Source organism: Gordonia sp. LUNF6 (assembly GCF_047041125.1).
GTDB lineage: Bacteria > Actinomycetota > Actinomycetes > Mycobacteriales > Mycobacteriaceae > Gordonia > Gordonia sihwensis.
On sequence record NZ_CP178181.1, the window covers coordinates 3,765,683 to 3,784,588 of the forward strand.

17 protein-coding genes and 1 pseudogene are annotated in these 18,906 nt (G+C 67.5%); 5 read left to right on the forward strand and 13 right to left on the reverse strand.

Annotation, left to right across the window (positions count from 1 at the left end):
* Positions 1 to 126: 126 nt before the first annotated feature.
* Positions 127 to 357 (reverse strand): hypothetical protein, encoded by a 231-nt coding sequence (locus ACK8HH_RS17705; protein WP_006896860.1) that lies wholly within the window; start codon positions 355 to 357, stop codon positions 127 to 129.
* Positions 358 to 483: 126 nt separating this feature from the next.
* Between ACK8HH_RS17705 and ACK8HH_RS17710 the strand changes: the two genes are divergently transcribed.
* Positions 484 to 1,098, forward strand: a complete 615-nt coding sequence (locus tag ACK8HH_RS17710) for a CHAP domain-containing protein (protein WP_006896861.1) — start codon at positions 484 to 486, stop codon at positions 1,096 to 1,098.
* Between the two features lie 28 nt (positions 1,099 to 1,126).
* Here ACK8HH_RS17710 and ACK8HH_RS17715 read toward each other — a convergent pair whose 3' ends face one another.
* From ACK8HH_RS17715 to ACK8HH_RS17765, 11 genes are read right to left on the reverse strand one after another with little or no spacing between them, the layout of a single operon-like run.
* Positions 1,127 to 1,738, reverse strand: a complete 612-nt coding sequence (locus ACK8HH_RS17715) for a hypothetical protein (protein WP_006896862.1) — start codon at positions 1,736 to 1,738, stop codon at positions 1,127 to 1,129.
* Positions 1,735 to 2,310, reverse strand: a complete 576-nt coding sequence (locus ACK8HH_RS17720; RefSeq protein WP_039867627.1) for a hypothetical protein — start codon at positions 2,308 to 2,310, stop codon at positions 1,735 to 1,737. The genes ACK8HH_RS17715 and ACK8HH_RS17720 overlap by 4 nt, the downstream gene beginning before the upstream one ends.
* Positions 2,283 to 3,695 carry an MlaD family protein gene (locus tag ACK8HH_RS17725; protein ID WP_006896864.1) on the reverse strand — a complete coding sequence of 471 codons (1,413 nt, stop codon included), beginning with the start codon at positions 3,693 to 3,695 and terminating at the stop codon, positions 2,283 to 2,285. Before ACK8HH_RS17725 ends, ACK8HH_RS17720 begins: the two co-directional genes overlap by 28 nt.
* Positions 3,692 to 4,792, reverse strand: coding sequence for an MCE family protein (locus tag ACK8HH_RS17730; protein ID WP_006896865.1), 1,101 nt, complete (start codon positions 4,790 to 4,792; stop codon positions 3,692 to 3,694). Before ACK8HH_RS17730 ends, ACK8HH_RS17725 begins: the two co-directional genes overlap by 4 nt.
* Entirely contained in the window at positions 4,792 to 5,913 is a 1,122-nt protein-coding gene (locus ACK8HH_RS17735) for an MCE family protein (RefSeq protein ID WP_006896866.1), read from the reverse strand. The genes ACK8HH_RS17730 and ACK8HH_RS17735 overlap by 1 nt, the downstream gene beginning before the upstream one ends.
* Positions 5,910 to 6,902 (reverse strand): MCE family protein, encoded by a 993-nt coding sequence (locus ACK8HH_RS17740; RefSeq protein ID WP_006896867.1) that lies wholly within the window; start codon positions 6,900 to 6,902, stop codon positions 5,910 to 5,912. Before ACK8HH_RS17740 ends, ACK8HH_RS17735 begins: the two co-directional genes overlap by 4 nt.
* Complete coding sequence (locus tag ACK8HH_RS17745) at positions 6,899 to 7,936, reverse strand: MCE family protein (RefSeq protein WP_006896868.1); 1,038 nt, start codon at positions 7,934 to 7,936, stop codon at positions 6,899 to 6,901. The genes ACK8HH_RS17740 and ACK8HH_RS17745 overlap by 4 nt, the downstream gene beginning before the upstream one ends.
* Complete coding sequence (locus tag ACK8HH_RS17750) at positions 7,933 to 9,099, reverse strand: MCE family protein (RefSeq protein WP_006896869.1); 1,167 nt, start codon at positions 9,097 to 9,099, stop codon at positions 7,933 to 7,935. Before ACK8HH_RS17750 ends, ACK8HH_RS17745 begins: the two co-directional genes overlap by 4 nt.
* Positions 9,096 to 9,959: an MlaE family ABC transporter permease gene (locus ACK8HH_RS17755; protein ID WP_006896870.1), complete on the reverse strand. Its 864-nt coding sequence runs from the start codon at positions 9,957 to 9,959 to the stop codon at positions 9,096 to 9,098. The genes ACK8HH_RS17750 and ACK8HH_RS17755 overlap by 4 nt, the downstream gene beginning before the upstream one ends.
* Positions 9,960 to 9,992: 33 nt before the next feature.
* On the reverse strand, positions 9,993 to 10,766 hold the full coding sequence (locus ACK8HH_RS17760) for an MlaE family ABC transporter permease (RefSeq protein WP_006896871.1): 774 nt from the start codon (positions 10,764 to 10,766) through the stop codon (positions 9,993 to 9,995).
* Positions 10,763 to 12,538 carry a GMC oxidoreductase gene (locus ACK8HH_RS17765; protein ID WP_006896872.1) on the reverse strand — a complete coding sequence of 592 codons (1,776 nt, stop codon included), beginning with the start codon at positions 12,536 to 12,538 and terminating at the stop codon, positions 10,763 to 10,765. Before ACK8HH_RS17765 ends, ACK8HH_RS17760 begins: the two co-directional genes overlap by 4 nt.
* 231 nt (positions 12,539 to 12,769) lie before the next feature.
* On the opposite strand from ACK8HH_RS17765, the gene ACK8HH_RS17770 reads away from it, so the two are divergent.
* Positions 12,770 to 13,384 carry a TetR family transcriptional regulator gene (locus ACK8HH_RS17770; protein WP_006896873.1) on the forward strand — a complete coding sequence of 205 codons (615 nt, stop codon included), beginning with the start codon at positions 12,770 to 12,772 and terminating at the stop codon, positions 13,382 to 13,384.
* A 114-nt stretch (positions 13,385 to 13,498) separates the two neighbouring features.
* A pseudogene (locus tag ACK8HH_RS17775) lies at positions 13,499 to 14,812 on the forward strand (DUF222 domain-containing protein); the annotation flags it as partial.
* A 28-nt stretch (positions 14,813 to 14,840) separates the two neighbouring features.
* On the opposite strand, the gene ACK8HH_RS17780 reads toward ACK8HH_RS17775, so the two are convergent.
* On the reverse strand, positions 14,841 to 16,679 hold the full coding sequence (locus ACK8HH_RS17780) for a flavin-containing monooxygenase (protein ID WP_006896875.1): 1,839 nt from the start codon (positions 16,677 to 16,679) through the stop codon (positions 14,841 to 14,843).
* Positions 16,680 to 16,847: 168 nt separating this feature from the next.
* On the opposite strand from ACK8HH_RS17780, the gene ACK8HH_RS17785 reads away from it, so the two are divergent.
* Together ACK8HH_RS17785 and ACK8HH_RS17790 are read left to right on the forward strand one after the other, a co-directional pair.
* Positions 16,848 to 18,083 (forward strand): helix-turn-helix domain-containing protein, encoded by a 1,236-nt coding sequence (locus ACK8HH_RS17785; protein ID WP_045538101.1) that lies wholly within the window; start codon positions 16,848 to 16,850, stop codon positions 18,081 to 18,083.
* Between the two features lie 64 nt (positions 18,084 to 18,147).
* A complete protein-coding gene (locus ACK8HH_RS17790; protein ID WP_045538103.1) occupies positions 18,148 to 18,897 on the forward strand; it encodes a metallophosphoesterase family protein in 750 nt (249 codons plus the stop codon).
* The last annotated feature ends 9 nt before the right edge of the window (positions 18,898 to 18,906 follow it).

Below are 18,906 nucleotides of genomic sequence, written 5' to 3' on the forward strand. Positions count from 1 at the left end.
CTCGGTAGAAACGAGACAGAGGCACATGAATCGGCGGCGCTGCTCGGGCAGCGCCGCCGATTTCGCTGGTTCATCTCGCTGGTTCCGGAAGCCGGACTGCGATCTGGCGAAACGCGTCCAGTGACCTCAGACGAGCCTCGCGCGCAGCAACTTCTTGCCCATCTCTGCGCCCTTGAGGCTGTCGCTCTGCGCCTTCGTGAACAACTCCACCGTCTCGTGGTCGCCGTCGCGCTCGGCGTCGGCGATGAAAGTGTCCATCCGAAGCGCGTTCGACAGGCACTTCTCCACGTACCAGATCAAGTTGTACGTCTTGTCGCGTGTTCCGGTCACTTCCCCGGACTCGGTGCTTGCAGACATGCCGCGTCCTCCCTTCACATAGTCGGTATTCGTCCGTCCGGAAGCGAACTCCGTTCCGGACATCGATCGGGTTCCCGATCGCCGAGGCCCCGAAACATGGGCCCGGGCGGCGGATACGCTGGCCGAATGTCACCCCGCCGCCGAAGGCTCACAATCTGGCTCGCAGTCGTCGTCGTGCTCCTGGGCGGCGCGACCGCCGTGGCCGTCCACGAAGGCGCAGTGGGTTTCGTCCGGACCTGGTGGAACAACCGCGACCGCGCCTATCCGGACCTGGACACCACTGCTCTCGGCCCCACGCAGAAGCGCATCGTCACCGTCACCCGCGCGGAGTTCGACGCCCAGCCGCCGGGCACCAAGTACTCCGAAGGGGTCGACGAGGAGTGGTGCGCCGACTTCGTCAGCTGGGTGATGCGCGAGTCGGGCGTGCCCTTCGAGAATCCGTTCTCCGGGCACTGGCGGATCCCGGGGGTGTACACCCTGACCGAGTACTTCCAGTCGCAGGGACGTTTCCGCGCCGCAGACTCGGGTTACCGTCCCGTTCTGGGCGACGTGATGCTCTACTCCACGAAGAGCTTCTTCCGTCAGCACACCAACATCGTGCTCGACTACTCCGACGGGGAGGTCACCACCGTCGGAGGCAATGAGTGGGGCGGACACGTGAAGGTGAACCGATTCCGGATCGGCGGATACGTCGGACTGGTCGGCTACGGCGTCCTGCCGTCGAAGCGCGCGGCCGAGTGACGGTGTCATCGACCACGCGCCTCGACGATCAGACCGGGACGAACTCGGAGATCTTCCAGGAGTCGCCGTCCTTCGTCAGGTCCACCCGGACGCGGCTGCCGTCCAGGCGCGGACCCTCCATCCCCTTGCTGGTGGTGGTCTGATTGACGAAGAGCAGGACGGTCACCGCATCGGCCTTCGCGGACACCACCGATGCTTCGACGACCTCGGCCTTGGTGACGATGTCATCGCGTTTGGCCGCCGGCTGGATGACCGAGGCGCCCAACTCGGTGTACTCGGTGAGGAACTTGCCGGTCAGCAGGGTCTTGGCCGCCTCGGGAAACGCCTGATCGATCGTGCGGTAGTCGTAGCTGAGCAGTTGCGGGACGTCGCGACGGGCCGACGCGAGCGCCGACTGGCCGGCCGCGACGTCGGCGTCGGCACTCGCCGCGGCCCACCACACGTAGCCGAGCGTCCCGGTGCCGGCGATCGTCACCGCGGCCAGGACGCCGACGACGATCCGGCGCATGCGCACCGTCAGGCCCGCGGGCCACAACAGCACGCGGTGCAGCAGTCGTCGGCGCGTACCCGTCTCGGCGACGTCCGGTTCCCGACCGGCCGGCTCGGTCGCCGCTTCGGTCGCCGCTTCAGTCGTCGTCATGACACGAACTCCACATTCCCGACTTTCCAGTCGTCGCCCTGCCGTTCGAGGTCCACCAGCATCCGGTAGACGCGTTGCTGCCCGTCGGGCGCCTCGGTGTTCTTCACCACCGAGCTGACCGCCGCCAGGACCTTCGCCGAGTCGTCGTCGGCTTCGACGATCCCGGCCTCCTTCACCGCGCCCGTGGAGCGGACCTCGCCGGACGCCAGCACCTGTTCGAAGGACGTGGCCAGCTGGCCGAACTGCTTCTGGAACGAGCCGGTCGCCACCGCTGAGATCCGGTCCAGATCGGCCTTGGACCGCTTGTAGTCCAGACTCACCAACCCCGCGACCACCTCGCGTGTCACATCGAGGACCTGGGCATCGCGGCTCTGGTCCCGTCTCGCGTGGTACAGATCGACGCCCTTGACTCCCAGCATCGTCAGCACGACCGCGGCGGCGATCACCAGCGACCACACCACGACCACCGCCGAACGCCGCGACTGAGCCCCGGGCGCCGGCTGCCCGCCATCGGACTGCCCGTCATCCTCCTCGTGGTCGGCGTCTACCACTTGATCAGCAACGACTGCCATGTCGCGTTCCCCTTTCCGGATGCTGTGCTGGTGGGCGTGCCGACGAAGTAGGTCACCCCGTCGGGTCCTCGGAATCCGCCCGTCTTCTCCGAGTAGGGAATCGGCCTGCTCGCCGCCGCGGACGTGCGCCGGCGCGGGCTCGGCGGGTCGCCTGCGCTCGCCGAATGCGGCCGCGCGAGCATCTCGGGCCACGTCGAGGGCAGCCCGCGCGGACAGTCGGCGACGAGTGCGGTCCGCACCGAGAGGTCGGTCGCACACGGCACGTTCCGGGCGCCGCGCGCCACCTTGGGGTTGGCGGCGAGGACGTCGCAGTACTGGTCCGGGACCACCGGGACCTCGCGCATATCCGACGGATCGCGGCGCTGCGTGCGGCCGTAGCCCTCCGTGCACGGCGGCGGGTTCAGCGTGTTGCCCAGCTTCACGTCGAGCGGTGCCTGCGGGCTCTCCCCCAGCGCGAAGTCCTTGACCGAGTACAGCGTTCCCGACGTGAACGCCGGGTACACGGTCAGGATGTGGCGCAGGCCCGGCACATTGACCCGCAGCACCTGTCCCACCGTCTGCAGGTTCGCGAGCAGGGTCGGCAGCGTCGGCGTGAGTTCGCCCAGGGTGGTCGACACCTCGTCGGCGGCTGCGGGGGCGTCTTCGAGCAGGGTCCGGATCCGGCCGTCGCTCATGGCGAGCTGGTCGGTGAACGAGGCCAGGTCGGCCACCGACGACCGCAGGTCGGCGGCCACCTTGTTGCCGGTGCGCAGCAGCGGATCCGCGTCGCCGATCAGCGTGGTCGTCGGCACGAGGTCGATCTGGGCGAGCCGCAGCAGTTGCTGCGACGAGTCGATCAGGCGGGCCAGCCGGTCCCCGGACTGCCCGAAGCCGTCGGAGACCGCGTCGATCGTGGTCTCCAGATTCTGCGGTGACAGCGCCGCCACCAGATTCATCGTCCGGCCCAGCACGTCCTTGGTCGGGGTCGGCGTCACATTGCCGGCGGCCGGCAGGACGTCGCCGTCCTCGAGCGACGGACCGTCTGCGGAGCGCGGAATGAGGTCGACGTACTGCTCGCCGACCGCCGACTGACTCCTGATGTGCGCGGAACTGTCGCGCGGGACCTTGCGGTCGGAGTCGATGCGCAAGGTGACCCGCACCGGAGCCGACGGGTTCGCCAGATCCAGGTCGACGCTGTCGACTCGTCCCACGGTGACGCCGCGATAGGTGACCAGTCCGCTCTCGTACACCCCGCCCGCGGCACCGAACTCGGCGACCACCCGATAGGTGCCGAGACCGGTGACCCGCCCGATGCCGATGTAGGTGATCGCTCCGTAGACCACGCTCACCACGGTGAGCAGAGCGAACACGATCAGCTGCCATTTGACCAGGCGCGTGAGTCTCATCGCCGGCCTCCCTTCGGCGCCGCGAACGGCGCACGCAGCGGGTCGGCCGCCTGTCGGGACAGCATCATCTTCTCCACATCGATCTTCGGCAGGCTGCCGATCACCTTGTCCCGGATGGCGCCGACCGACAGGTCGAGCGTGAGGAACAGATTCTGGAAGTCGCCCTTCATTCCCTTGTCGATCGTGGTGACCGGAAAGGGAATCGTCAGACCGACGAGCAGCGAACCGACCAGGTCGTCGCCGGACTGCTCGAGTCCGTTCAGGGCGGGCCGCAGTTCGGAGACGATCGCGGTCAGATCGTCATGGCTCCGGGAGAGCACCGAGGACACCTTCTCACCGAAGGTTCCGACGCGGCCCAGCATCGTCGTGAGGTTCTCCCGCTGGTCGGCGAGGACGGTGAGCGCCGGCTCGAGTCCGTCGATTCCCGCGGCGATCGTCGAGTTCTGATCGGCGAGCGAACCGCTGAGCCGACCGAGCGCGTCGATCGCCCGACCGATGTCGTCACGCTGCTCGTTGAGCCGGGTCACGAGCGTCTTGAGTCGGCCGATCGCCTCGTTCGCCGTGGCCGTCCGGCCGTCGGTAGCGGTGTTGAGTTCGGTCATGATCGACCTGAGTTGTTCGAGTCCGCTCCCGTTGAGGACGAGAGACAGCGCCGCGAGCACCGACTCGGTTGACGGGTAGGCCGACGACGAGTTCACGTCGATCGTGTCGCCGGGCAGCAGGTGGCCCGCGGCCGGCCGCTCCGGGCGAACGAATTCGAGGTACTGGGCACCGAGAACCGAGGTCTGGGCCAGCTTCACCGTGGCGTTCGAAGGGATCTCGACGCCTTCGGACAGATCGACCTCCACGGCGGCGACCGATCGGACCACCGAGATCGATCCGATCTGTCCGACCGTCACGTTGTCGTACTTCACCAGCGAGTTCGACACGAGGTTCTGCACATCGGCCAGGTGCACCGTGACGCGGTACGGGTCGCCGGTGATCGCGTCACCGGGCAGGGACAGCGAGTTCGCGCCGTCGAACCGGCAGCCGGTGAGTGCCGTCGACACCACCGCCAGGAGTGCGGCCAGCACTGCCGTGATCCGGGTGCGCCTCATCACCGGCCTCCCGTCTGGGTCGACGCGCGCGCGAGCTCAGAGGTGAGGACGCGAGTCAGTGTGGTGTTCACCTTCTGGCACTCCTTCTTGGGTGCGTCGACCGTGGTCAGCAGCGCACAGATCAGCGAGACGGGGTCCGGGAAGTCCGCGATCGCCAGCCCGGCGGTCAGCGAGTTCGAGTCCGGGTCGTAGATGTTGTAGAGATTCGACAGGGCAGTCGGCGCCGTGTGGAGGATCTGGGCCAGATCGTCCTCGCGGTCGACGAGCAACCGCGAGACCCGGGTCAGCTCCTTGACGTCGGAGCTCAGCGCGTCGCGGTTCTCCGACAGGTACTCGCGCAGATCCGGAACCATGCCGTTGAGCGCACCGACCGCGGCGTCGAGCTGGGTTCGATTGTCGTCCAGCAGTGCCGACGCGTCGTTGAGCTGTGCCGAGAAGGACACGATCTGATCGTCGGAGGCGCGCAGCGCGGTCACCACCTTCTGCAGGTTCCGCACCGTGCCGAACAGGTCCGGACCGCCGGCCGCGAGGGTGCTCGCCGCATCCGAGAGCGCATCGACCGCATGCCGGAGCGACTGTCCGTTGTCGCCGAGGACCGACGCGGAGGTGTCCACGAACCGGCTGAGCGTGCCCTTCTGATCGTCCGCGGTGGGGCCGAGCTGAGCGGCGAGATCGGTCACCTGCTTCTTGATCTCGTCGTACCCGACCGGCACCGCGGTCCGCGTGAGACCGACGACCGCGCCGTCGGCCAGCGCGGCCCCGCGCGAGGCCTCCGGATCGAGCGGTTCCGGATTGACGAACTGGACGTACCGTCCCGACACCAGGGTCGGCGAGACGATCGCCGCGCGGGCCGATGCCGAGACGAAGACCGAGTCGTCGTAGGAGACCTCGACGGTCACATCGCTCGGCGCGGGTGCCACCGATTCGACCGTCCCGATCGCCACGCCGCGCATCTTGACCGGATCGCCGGGGAACAGCCCGGTGGCGTCGGTGAAGTGCAGTGTGGCCCGCGCGGTGTGGGTGCGTTCCCAGACCACGGACACCGTCAAAGCCACCATCGCCGTCACGACGATGCCGATCACGATGAGCGCCGGGACGCCCAGCCTTCTGACTGCGTTCATCGTCCGCCTCCCGGGCTGCCCGGCTGCTGTCCGCGCAGGTTCGCCGGCGTGATGTTCTCGAGCAGTACGGCGAAGAACGGTCCGCTGCCGAGGACGTCGGTGAACTGCATGACGTACGGACGCATGCCGGCGATCGACTTGTCGAGGTTGGTGTAGTTCGCGTTCAACGTGTCGGTGACCTTCCGGAGCTCCTCGAGCATGGGCGGCGTCGAAGTGCGGTTCTCGACCGTGACCCGCTCGATCTCATCGGCGACGCCGCGCAGGCTGACGAGCACCCGGCGGATGACTGCGGCGCGGTCGTTCAGTGCCGCGAAGAGCGCATCGCCGTCGTCGATCAGCCGGGTCAGGTTTCCCTTCCGCTCGGCGAGGACGCCCGAGAGCGAATCGGTGTGCTGCAGCAGGGTGCGGATCCCCGCGTCGCGGCGCGAGACGGTCCGAGCGGCGTCGGCGACGTTCTCCAGCGAACCGCCGAGATCGTCCGGGAGCCCCTTCAGCACCTGGCTCAGGCTCTGCACCGCATCGGTCACCTGCTTCTTGTCGGTGTCGCCTACCTGCTCGGTGAGCTGGTTCAGCGAATCGGTCAGGTCGAATCCCGAGGTGGTGCGCGAACGCGGGATGCGGTCGCCGAGTTCACCGCTCCCGCCGGTCGTCAGTTCCACGTAGCGACGGCCGAGCGCGGTCTCCACCTTGATCGCGGCACGCGTCTGCGAGCCGAGATCCCGCCACCCCTGTGTGAGCCGGAGCCCGACGTCGACGTGGTCGTCCGCCAGGGAGATCGACGTGACGCTGCCTGCGGCGACGCCGGCCACGTGCACCTCGTCGTCGACGTTGAGGCCGCTGGCGTCGGCGAATTCGGCGACGACGGTGGTGGTGCCCGGCCAGAACGGCAGCGACCGATAGTTGAAGGCCAGCGCGAGGACCACCAGGATCGCCGCGGTGCCGATGATCCCGGCCCGGACGGCACGGGAGGAGTCGTCAGGTCTCATCATTTACACCTCTGAGCGGGGACTTGGATCATCGGAGTGTCCTGGTGCCCGCCGTCGAGCGTCGGGTACCGGATGGCCAGACCGCACACGAAGAAGTTGACGAAGCTGCCGTAGCCGGAGGACCGGCCGAGCAATCGGTAGGCCTCGGGCAGCTTGTTCAGGAGCATGTTGATCGTCGTGGTGTTCTTGTTGAGGTTCGCCGCCAGCCCGCGCAGGTGCGCGATGTCCGCGGTCAGATCCGGCCGGACCTGCGACAGCAGGCTGTCGAGCTGCGAGGTCGCCGAGTCGATGTGCGTGAGACCGTCCATGATGGTCGTGCGGTCCGCGGCGAGCCCCGAGACCAGTCGCTGCATCTGGCCGATCATCGAGCTGAACGCGGCCTTCCGTTCGTCGACCGTGCCGAGCACGGTGTTGAGGTCGGTCACCACCGAACCGATGGTCGCGTCGCGGTCGGCGATGGTCTTGCCGAGTTGCCCGAGCTGGGTGATGACCTCGCCGATGTCGTCGGTGCGGCCGTTGAGGACCGACACCAGGGCCGCCGAGAGGCGATTGGTCTGGTCCGGGTCCACGCCGGTGAGCAGCGGCTTGAAGCCGTTGACCAGGGCGTCCATGTCCAGGGCCGGTCGCGTGTGCGCCACCGGGATGACCGACCCCTCCGGCCGCTCCGGCGCCACGGGCGTCGACGGCGTCTTCAGCTCCACATAGCGATCGCCGATCAAGTTCTTGTACTTGATGCTCACGTCGGTCGCCTCGGTGACGGCGATGTCGGAGTCGACGTCCATGGCGATCTCGGCGCCGAGGCCCGGTCCGGTGCTCTCCTCGCGCACCACCGTCACATCGGTCACCTTGCCGACGACGACTCCCGCGAGCTTCACATCGTCTCCGGTGCGCAGTCCGGAGGCTGAGGTGAACACCGCCCGGTACGACTTCGTCGGACCGAACCGGAGGTCGCCGACGATGACGAACAGCACTCCGGTGATCAGTGCGCTGACGAGCAGGAAGATGCCCAGCTTGATCGCGGGCCCGGTCACGTTCATCGAGTCATTCCGTAGATCATGGAGGCGAACGGGTTGCCGATGACGTCCTCCGGGGTCTTCACATCGCGGTAGGCGTGACTGCCGTCGTCGAAGTCCACATGTCCCGGGGCCTTTGCTCCGGGCCCGCGCGGATACCCGTAACAACTGGGGCCCGAGGCACCGGCGTTGGTGCGCGGGGCGTCGACTCCCGGACGGTAGGGCGGATCGCCCATGATGAGCGTGCCCACGATGTCCAGGCCCGCGCGGGCCCCGCCGAAGGCGCGCTCCAAGTACTTGCGCCCGAGGTTGAGTCCGGAGAGGAAGCACGGGAGGATCGGGCCGTAATCGCCGAGGACCTGCGTCGGCGGCGCGAGCGCTTCGGCCGCCTTCACCAGCGGCGTCCCCGCACCGGTCAGGAACCGGTCGCCGGTGTTCCCGAACCGCGTGAAGCTCAGCAGGAACGCGGTCAGCTCGGTCTGCTCGTCGACGACGGTCTTCGAGGTGACGGTCAGATTCCGCACCGTCGTCATCAGGTCGGGTGTCATCGCGGCGAACGTCTCGAGATTGTCGGCGCCGAGTCGGAGGTCGCGCTGCAGGGTCGGCAGCGATCCGTTGAACGTGGCCAGGTAGCGGTTCACATCATCGATGACGGCGCCGAGTTTTCCGCCGCGGTCGACGGTACCCGTCTGCACCGCGGCCAGCGTCGCGTTCACTCGGGCCGGATCGACTCGGTTGAGGATCTTGACCAGCAGGTCGAAGGTGTCGAAGACCTCGACCGGAGTCTTCGACGTGTCGATCGTCGAGCCCTCGGTCAACCTGCCGGCAGCCGGAGCGGACGGGATCGACAGCGCGACGTACTTGCGCCCGAAGAGGGTCGTCGGCTCCATTTCGGCCAGCACGTTGGTCGGCAGCTCGCCGGTCACGCCGGAGTCGATCTCCATGCGGATCCGCGCCTTCTCGTCGGCGACGGTGACTTCGGACACTCGCCCGACGACCACGCCGTGGAGTTTCACGTCCGATCCGGGGAGCAGCAGGAGTCCGGCCCGCGGGGCATTGAGGTAGACGGTCTTGGTGTTCTGGAAGTCGCCGCGGTACGACATCAGCGCGAGGACGACGAGAGCGACGACGACGGCCGCCGCGGTGAAGGCGTACAGCAGGTGGCGGACGCGGGAGTGTTCGATCATCCGGACACCCGCACCGTCGCGTGAACGCCGCCGTAGAGCGCGATGCCGACGACGAAGTCGACGACCATGATGATGATCAGCGAGGTCCGTACGGCGTGGCCGACCGCCACCCCGACCCCGGCCGGTCCGCCGCTCGCGTTGTAGCCGTAGTAGCAGTGCACGGCCATCACCGCCACCGCCATCACGATGACCTTCAGCAGCGAGATCGCCACGTCACTGGGCTGCAGGAACAACTGGAAGTAGTGGTCGTAGGTGCCGGGCGACTGATCGGAGAGGAAGACGCTGACGAACTTGGTCGCCGCGTATCCGGTGAACAGTGCGATGGCGTAGAGCGGAATGATCGCGACCAGACCGGCGGCGATTCGCGTCGAGACCAGGTACGGCAGGGACTGGACCGACATGACCTCGAGGGCGTCGATCTCCTCGCTCACCCGCATGGCCCCGAGCTGCGCGGTGAAACCCGAGCCGACCGTGGCCGTCAACGCGACTCCGGCGATCACCGGGATCGCTTCGCGGGTGTTGAAGAAGGCCGAGATGAAGCCGGACATCGCCTCGACACCGACGCGTCCGAGTGAACTCGAGCCCTGTTGGCCCACCTCGTAGCCCGCGGCCGCGGTCAGGAAGCCGATGATGACGACGGTGCCGCCGATCACCGCGAGGGCGCCCGCGCCGAGCGAGACCTCCGCCAGCAGACGAATCGTCTCCCGGCGGTAGTGGGTGAAGGCGCGCGGTACCGCGCGCAACGACGCGCCGTAGAACGCCAGTTGACGTCCCAAGCGGTCGGCGGGCGTCAGGAGCCGCCCCGGCGCCAGCCGTTCGAACCGTGCGCGAGAGGGTTCCCGCGTTGGTGCACTCGTCATGATGATGTGGTCCTCCGATTCACCGGTGCCCGCCTAGTGCAGAGACAGGGTCGTGATGACGGCGTTCGCCAGGAACAGCAGCACGAAGCTGAGCACGACCGTTTGATTGACGGCGTCTCCGACGCCCTTGGGTCCGCCGCCCGCTTTGAAACCGAGGTGGCATGCGACGACGGCCGCGAGGAGTCCGAAGATCCCCGCCTTCAGTTCGCTGATGAGCAGATCCGAGGTGCCGGTCAGGATGGGAATGGCGGTGATGTACTGACCGGGCGTCGCCCCCTGCAGAAAGACTCCGTACAGATATCCGCCGGTCAGACCGATGGCAGTGACCAACCCGTTGAGGAACACCGCCACCACGCAGGAGGCGATGACGCGGGGCACGGCCAGACGCTGGATCGGGTCGATGCCGAGAACCCGCATGGCGTCGATCTCCTCCCGGATCGTTCGGGAGCCGAGATCGGCGCAGATGGCGGTGGCACCCGCTCCCGCGACGACCAGCACGGTCACGATCGGGCCGATCTCGCGGATGACCGCGATGCCTGCGCCCGCTCCGCTCAGATCGATGGCGCCGATCTCGTTGAGCAGCACGTTGATCTGGAAGACCACCATGACGCAGAACGGAATCGACATCAGCATCGTCGGGACGATCGAGACGCTGGCGATGAACCATGCCTGGGCGACGAGTTCGCGCCACTGGAACGGTCTGCGCGGCAGGGCCTTGAGAATCTCCCAGAAGGTGAGGAAGAAGGAACCGACCGTCTGAACGCCGTTGCGCGCCTTCCCGATTGCGGGAGCGAAAGCCGTCGTCATCGATTCACCGGACGCCCGACGGGCGTGATGGGCAGACGCAGCGCACCCGGTGCCGACTCCGGTACCGCCGGTGCGGCCGGCTGTACCGGTTCCACCCGCCGGTAGCCGAGGTACTGAGCCGGGCGGCTGTCGGTCTCGCCCTTGTTCGGCCACAGCGCCGCCGCGCGCTCGGCTTGCGCGGAGATCGTCAGCGAGGGATTGACGCCGAGGTTGGCCGAGACGGCCGAACCGTCGACCACACTGAGCGTCGGATACCCGTGCACGCGGTGATAGGGATCGATCACCCCGGTCGACGCATTCTCGCCGATCACGCAACCACCGAGGAAGTGCGCGGTCATCGGCACATTGAAAACCTCACCCCAGGTGCCGGCCGGAACGCCGCCGATCTTCTCCGCGATGCGCCGGGTGGCCTCGTTACCCGCCGGGATCCACGTCGGGTTCGGTCGGCCGTGGCCCTGGCGGCTCGACAGCCGCCGGCCGAACAGTCCGCGCCGGGTGAACGTGGTGATCGAGTTGTCGAGGTTCTGCATCACGAGCGCGATGATCGTGCGCTCGCTCCACCCCTTGACCGCGAGAATCCGGGCCGTGGCGATCGGGTGCCGCAGCATGATGCCGAGAAAACGCAGCCAGCGCGGCAGCCGCTGGTCGCCGTCGGTCATCGGCGACTGGAGCATGCCCATCGCATTCGATCCCTTTCCGTAGCGGACGGGTTCGATGTGAGTGTCCGCGGCAGGGTAGAACGACGAGGTAATCGCGACCCCGCGCGTCAGGTCGAGCGATTCGTCGACGCTGTAGCGAATGGCGCCGAGGATGGATTCGGAGTTGGTCCGGGTCAGTTCCCCCAGCCGCGACGACAACTCGGGCAGGCGCCCGGAGTCCTTCAGGTCGTGGAGCAGCCGTTGCGTGCCCCACGTGCCCGCTGCGAGGACGACGTTGCGCGCGGTGAACACCCGGCGGCGCTTGCGCATCCACGCACCGGTCCGGACGGTGTGCACCTCCCACGTACCGTCCCCGGCCAGCCGAAGGTCGGTGACGGTGGTGAGCGGATGGACCACCGCACCGATCTTCTCCGCGAGCCCCAGATAGTTCTTGAGAAGGGTGTTCTTCGCACCGTGCCGGCACCCGGTCATGCACTCACCGCACTCGATGCATCCAGTGCGGTCCGGACCGACGCCTCCGAAGTAGGGATCGGCCACGGTGCGGCCCGGCTCACCGAAGTACACGCCGACCGGTGTCTGGATGAAGGTGTCGCCGGCGCCCATATCGTCGGCCACCGACTTGACGATCGCATCGGCCGGAGTCATGTGCGGATTGGTGACCACGCCGAGCATCCGCCGCGCCTGGTCGTAGTACGGGCTGAGCTCGTCCTCCCAATCGGTGATGTGAGCCCACTGGGGATCTTCGAAGAAGGCGCCCGAGGGCTTGTAGAGAGTGTTCGCGTAGTTCAGCGAGCCACCGCCGACGCCCGCACCGGCGAGGATGACGCAGTCGCGGAGCAGGTGAATCCGCTGGATGCCGTATGCACCCAGCTTCGGCGCCCAGAGGAACCGCCGCAGATCCCAGCTCGTCTTCGCGAAGTCGGAGTCTTCGAATCGCCGTCCGGCCTCGAGCACGCCGACCCGGTAGCCCTTCTCCGACAGCCGCAGAGCGGTCACGCTTCCGCCGAAGCCGGAGCCGATGACGAGCACGTCGTATTCGGTCCGACTGGCGTGATCGGTCCGGTCGACGGCGGCGGTCGGTTCGGACTGAGCGGACTGTCGCGGTTCAGGCATGGGCGTCTCCGTCTGGGGTGATCGAAGCCGGGGCTGGCGGCCTCATCGGATGAGGTGATCTGCGCTATCGGTCATAGACACTGTGATTTGTACTGCACATTGTTTATACATGCGAGCGTCATATGTCAATCACATCGCCAGTTGTTCGATAGTTGTCAACGGCATTGGGTCATCGAGAATCGGGCCGTTCGCCCGAATCGTGGGAGGCGCGTCCGCACGTACACTGACGCCATGGGCGAGAGTCGGACCTTTCACAGCGAGGTCCGCACCCTGCTTCGGAACCGGATACTCGACACCGTCGGAGATCTCGTGATCGACCAGGGATGGTCCTCGGTCAACATGTCCCGGGTGGCGCGCGAGGTCGGGATCAGCCGGGCCGGCCTCTACAACGAGATGGGCACTCGCCGGGACCTCGCGGCGGCACTGGTCGCCCGCGAAGCCGATCGGTTCCTCACCGGCGTCACCGATGCGATCTCGGCGCACGCCCCGGACCTGGTGGAGGGGCTCGCGGCCGCCGCAGCCGCGACACTCACGACCGGCGAACAGAATCGCCTGCTGCTGTCCGTAGTCAGCGAGGGTTCCCGCGCTCGCGAGAACGAACTCCTGTCGTTGGTAGCGGTCGACTCCGAGACGGTGCTGGGGCGAGCGATGGAAGCGGTGGCGGAGCAGTCGCGGGCAGTGGCTCCCGGACTGCGCGACGAGGATCGGGCGACACTCGTCGAGGTGTACGTTCGTCTCACCGTGAGCCACCTGCTGCAGCCCCGCGGCGACCACGGCGCCGCCGTCGATCAGATCCGCTCCACCGTCTGCGGTCTGATGTCCACCTTCGATGTCAGAGGCGCCTGATACCTTTCAGACAATCAACAAAACAAGGTGTGAACAGCTGAAACACTCGGGGGAGGTGGCAGTGATGGACCACTCGCTGACGCTGCCGGATTCCCCCGCCGAACTGTTGGCCGACGCTGGGACGGCATCTCCACCGGACTGCTGGTCGAGGTCTCCGACCGCAATGCGCATCGCACCGCCGGTTACTTGAATCCGCACCAGTATCTGTCGCAGGGCCTGCGGTTGGGGACGCGGGAAGCCGGACGTCGGGTGCGCCTGACCGAGAACATCGGCAGCCTCTCGAACTTTCAGGGTGAAACGCTGCCGCCACGCAAACCCGCGACCGCCGCGGCGGTCGCCGATGGTTGCATCGGTGCCGAGCATGCCCTGGTGATCTCGGCGGTGCTGGCGAAGGTGCCGGGCTGTATCTCGCCGGAGGTCAAAGCGCGGGCTGAGGCGGAGTTGGCCGCGGCCGCCAGTGGGTTGAACCCGGATGATCTGGGGAAGGTCGGTGACCGGCTGCTGGCGCATTTGGATCCGGACGGGCAGGAGTCCGATCACGTCGACCGGCAACGCCAGCGCGGGTTGACGATCCTTCCGCAGGATCGGCAGTTGATGAGCCGGGTTCGCGGTGCGATGACTCCGGAGTTGCGGGCCAAGTTCGAAGTGATCTTGACCGCGTGGGCGGCGCCCGGGATGAACAATCCCGCCGATCCGGAGTCACCCACCGGAGCCATCGACAGCAACCACATCGACGCTGATGCTCTGGCTGGCGCACGAAGCCGGGACCTGCGCAGCGCCGCACAGCGCACCCACGATGCATTGCTGGCGTTGTGCGACTGGGTACTCGGTCACGTGGGGTTAGGTCGGCCGGACCGGATTCCGGCGGAGTTGGTCATCACCGTCACCGATCAAGAACTCGCCGCACACGCCGGGATCTCCCTGACCGCGACCGGTACCCGCGTTCCGATCGGTGAACTCGTGAGCCTCGCCGCCGACGCGGTGCCGCACCTGGCCGTGTTCCGGAATCACACCAGCGAGGTGCTCTACCAAGGCCGCGGAGCACGCTTCGCCGCCAAGGCGCAACGACTGGCCCTGTTCGCGCGTGATCGGGGCTGCACGGCGCCGGGTTGCGACCGCCCGTTCGCGCAGACTCAGGCTCATCATTCGCCGGACTGGATCACCGCGGGTGGTCGTACCGACATCGATGCTCTCGGTGCCGCGTGCGGACGCCACAATCGGGCCGTCGGCACCAGCCGCGGACAGTGGGAGACCACCGTCCTCACCGACGGACCCGACACCGGACGCATGGCCTGGCGACCGGCCACAGGCAGCGAGCCGTGGCGCCTGAACCCCACCCACCACGCCGGACAGGCACACCACCTGCACCCACCGCCCGCATCACGGGCAGCACCCGGTCGCCGCGCCCCGCCGCATCGTGCGGCCTGACCCGGAGCCGCCGGCGCCGTCGTTCCGCTCAACTCAGGTGATGCACTTCCTGCAGTCCGTACACCGGTGTGTCCAGCCCCTCGAACCGTGCCTTCAACTGCAGCGCCAGATACAACGAGTAGTGGCGCGACTGATGCAGGTTGCCTCCGTGGAACCAGAGTCCCGGCTGCTGCGTCGGCTTCCACATGTTCCGCTGCTCGCCCTCCCAAGGGCCGGGGTCCTTGGTGGTGTCCGAGCCCAGACCCCACACCTTGCCGACGCGATCGGCCACTTCCTGGCCCATCAGATCCGCCGCCCAGCCGTTCATCGAACCGTATCCGGTGGCGTAGACCACGACGTCGGCCGGAAGTTCGGTCCCATCCTCCAGAATCACCGAGTTCTCCGTGAGACCCTGCACTCCGCCCTTGGCGAGTTTGATGGTCCCGTCGGCCACCAGCTCGCACGCCCCGACGTCGATGTAGTAACCCGAACCGCGGCGCAGGTACTTCATGAACAGACCCGAGCCGTCGTCGCCGAAGTCCAGGTCGAATCCCGCGGCCTCAAGCCGCGCATAGAAGTCCTTGTCACGCTCCCGGATCTGGTCGTACAACGGGATCTGGAACTGATGCATGATCCGGTACGGCAACGATGCGAAGGTCATATCGGCCTTCTTGGTCGTCATCCCGTCGGCCACTGCCTGCTCGCTGTAGAGCGCCCCGAGACCGATCTCCATCAACGAGTCCGATTTCACGATGTGCGTCGACGACCGCTGGACCATCGTGGTGTCGACTCCCGCTTCCACGAGCGCCTTGCAGATGTCGTGGGCGGAATTGTTCGCGCCGATCACCACCACCTTCTTGCCCACATACTCATCGGGTCCCGGATGTCTGCTGGAGTGGTGCTGCTCGCCGGCGAACACGTCCTGTCCCGGGAACTCGGGGACGTTGGGCTTGCCCGACATTCCGGTCGCGAGCACCAACTGCGTCGGGTGCAGTGTCATCGGCTCACCGTCGCGGACGAGTTCGACGGTCCAGCGTCCGGCCGCCTCGTCGTAGGCGGCGGATGTGCACTCGGTCCTGCTCCAGTACGGCACCTCCATCACCTTGGTGTAGAACTCCAGCCAGTCGCCGATCTTGTCCTTGGGCGCGAACACCGGCCAGTTGGGCGGGAACGGCAGATACGGCAGGTGGTCGTACCAGACCGGATCGTGCAGGCACAGCGTCTTGTACCGGCCACGCCACTGGTCGCCGGGCCGATCGTGCTTGTCGACGACGATCGACGGAACGCCGAGCTGCCGCAACCTCGCACCGAGCGCGATTCCGCCCTGACCGCCGCCGATCACGAGGACATAGGGCTGGACGGCTCGGCCGAGTTCGGCCTCCTCGTCCTCCTTCTTCTCCGCCCACGACCGGCGGTCCGGGTCACTGCCGTGCACCGCGCCCCTCGGCCGGCGCACGCCGCTGGGCTCTTCGAAGCCCTTCAACTCCTGCAGGGTGGTGAGCAGGGTCCACGCTCGGTCGACGCCGTCGTCGTCCTGCTTGATGCGCAAGTGACCGTCACCGCGACCCACCCGGGTCTCGAACTCGATGAACGCCTCGACAACCCCGTCGGCCTCATTCGCCTCGTCCGTGCGCGCGAAGCCGCCGGCCGCTGCATCCGTTTGACGCGCGGCGAGCATCGCGACGATCTCGTCGTGTCCTTCGACCGTCTTCAGGTTCCAGGTGAACGCCACCAGATCACGCCAGAACGAGTCCGTCACGAACAACGAGGCGACCTGCTCCGGATCCCCCGAGGCCAGGGCTCTATCGAACTTCTCGAGCCAGGCGTCGATGCGTTCGGACGGGGTGCGCCGCCCGGTGTCCACCGGCCGATCCATGGTCTGCGTCATGACTGTGTCCTCTCACTGCGGTCATTCCAAGTTGTGATGCACAGCACACTCCTTCCCGTTGGGGCCGACAAGCGTTGCAGGGGGTTGCAACCGGCTTGACGACCGCGCGGGTGGGGGCGAAGCTGAATCCGTCATGTGACGACCACCACAGCGGCATGAGGGAGTCCGATGTCGAACGCGACGACCCGGCCGGTGCCGGAACCGGCGATCTCCTCCGGCGACGATCCCCGCGAGTTCGCGGCCGTGCTCCGCGCGGTGTACGACGCCGCACGATCGGGCGACAGACTGCCCGCCCGGCCGAGGTCGGTGATCGGGCAGTCGTGGGACCGGGTCACCACCGCGGGCGTCGATCCCGATCGCGGAGCCGGACACGACCCGCTCGATCCGGGTGAGGTGGAATGCCGTCGCGCCGAATCCGGACTGGCCGACGTCCTCGAATCGGTCACCGGCAACCTCGACGTCCTGATCTCCGGCGGGGAGAATCTCCTCGTGGTCGCGGACGCCTCCGGCCACGTTCTCTGGCGGTCGGGCGGGCCGCAGGTCCTGCGCCGCGCCGACCGACTCGGGTTCACCGAAGGAGCGTCGTGGTCGGAGCGGAATGTGGGGACCAACGCGATCGGAACGGCGCTGGTCTCACGCCAAGCCGTCCAGGTGTTCTCCGCCGAACACTTCGTCCGCACCCACCACACCTGGACGTGCACCGGTGCGCCGATCCGCGATCCGCGGACCGGCGACGTGATCGGCGTCGTCGACGTCAGCGGCCCTGCTCCGTCGATTCATCCCGCGACCCTCGCATTGGTCGACTCGGTGGCACGACTCGCGCAAGCGCAACTGCGTGATGCCCACCGCACCCGCCTCGACCTGCTCCGCAGCGTCGCCGCACCGATTCTGGCCCGCGCCGGAGCACCGGCCCTCGCGGTGGACCCCCACGGGTGGGTCGCCGCCGTCGACCGACTGCCTCCCCGCACCCGCGTCTGGCTTCCGCGCGACTTCAGCGCCGGGCGCGCACACATCGGGGATCTGGGACCGTGCGACGTCGAGCCCCTTCCCGGCGGGTGGCTGCTGCGCGTCACCGATCCGGACGAAACGGCCGCCGCCGTCACGCATGTCGTCCTCGTCGAAAGCACCGACAGGCCCGCGACAGTACATGTCGACTCCTCGGATGCGGCATGGGTTCTCCATCCGTCACCGCGGCATCTTCAGATCCTCCGGCTCCTCGCCACTCATCCCGATGGACTCAGCGCGGCCGAACTGTCGGCGCACCTGTTCGGAACCGCGGATCGAACCGTCACGGTCCGCGCTGAGATGTCCCGGTTGCGGCGCAAGCTCGGCGGGCTGCTGGTGGCCTCGCCGTACCGTTTCGCCGACATCGTGAGTGTGGAAGTGTCACCGGCGCCGGCGTGATCTGACTCAGGTGCATCGGTCGTCTAGCCTGGATCAGGTATCGGCCGATGCCCAAAGGAGACGCATGTTCGTCATCGCACAGATAAGCGATCTCCACTTCGACGGCAGCCCCGACCACCGCAGGCGGGTGGCCGCGCTGATGGATTATCTCAACGGTCGCTGCGGCGGCCCGCGGAACGTGGACGCACTGCTGGTGACCGGCGATATCGCCGACGAGGGGCTCCCCGAGGAATACCGCGAGGCCCTCGACGCGCTCGTCACCGACATTCCGACTCTGATGACCCTCGGCAACCACGACGAACGCGCCGCGTACAACTCGGTGGTGACCGGGACCGAGTGCAGTGAACCGGTGAACTCGGCGCTCCGTCTGTCCGGACTCCTGGTGCTCGCGCTCGACTCGTCGATCCCCGGCCGCTCCGACGGCTACATCTCCCGCGGCACCCTCGACTGGGCGCGCGCGCAGATAGCCGAAGCCGGCCCGGGCACCGATGTGCTGGTGGCCTTCCACCACCCGGCGGTCCCGGTCGGGATACCGTTCATCGACGACCGCAGACAGCTCGATCCCGGCCTGCTCGCGGAGTTCGTCGGCGAGCACCCGAACATCGTCGGCTGCGTGGCGGGGCACGCGCACACACCGGCCGTGACCACCTTCGCCGGGCGGCCGCACGTCATCGCACCCGGCGTCGCCTCGACCCTGAACCTTCCATTCGAGGGCACCGACGTCCTCAACATCGCTCAGCGTCCCGGCGTCGCCTTCCACCTGATCGACGACGACCACCGGCTCACGACCCATTTCCGCGGAGTGCCGGTGTAGCTCGTCGGC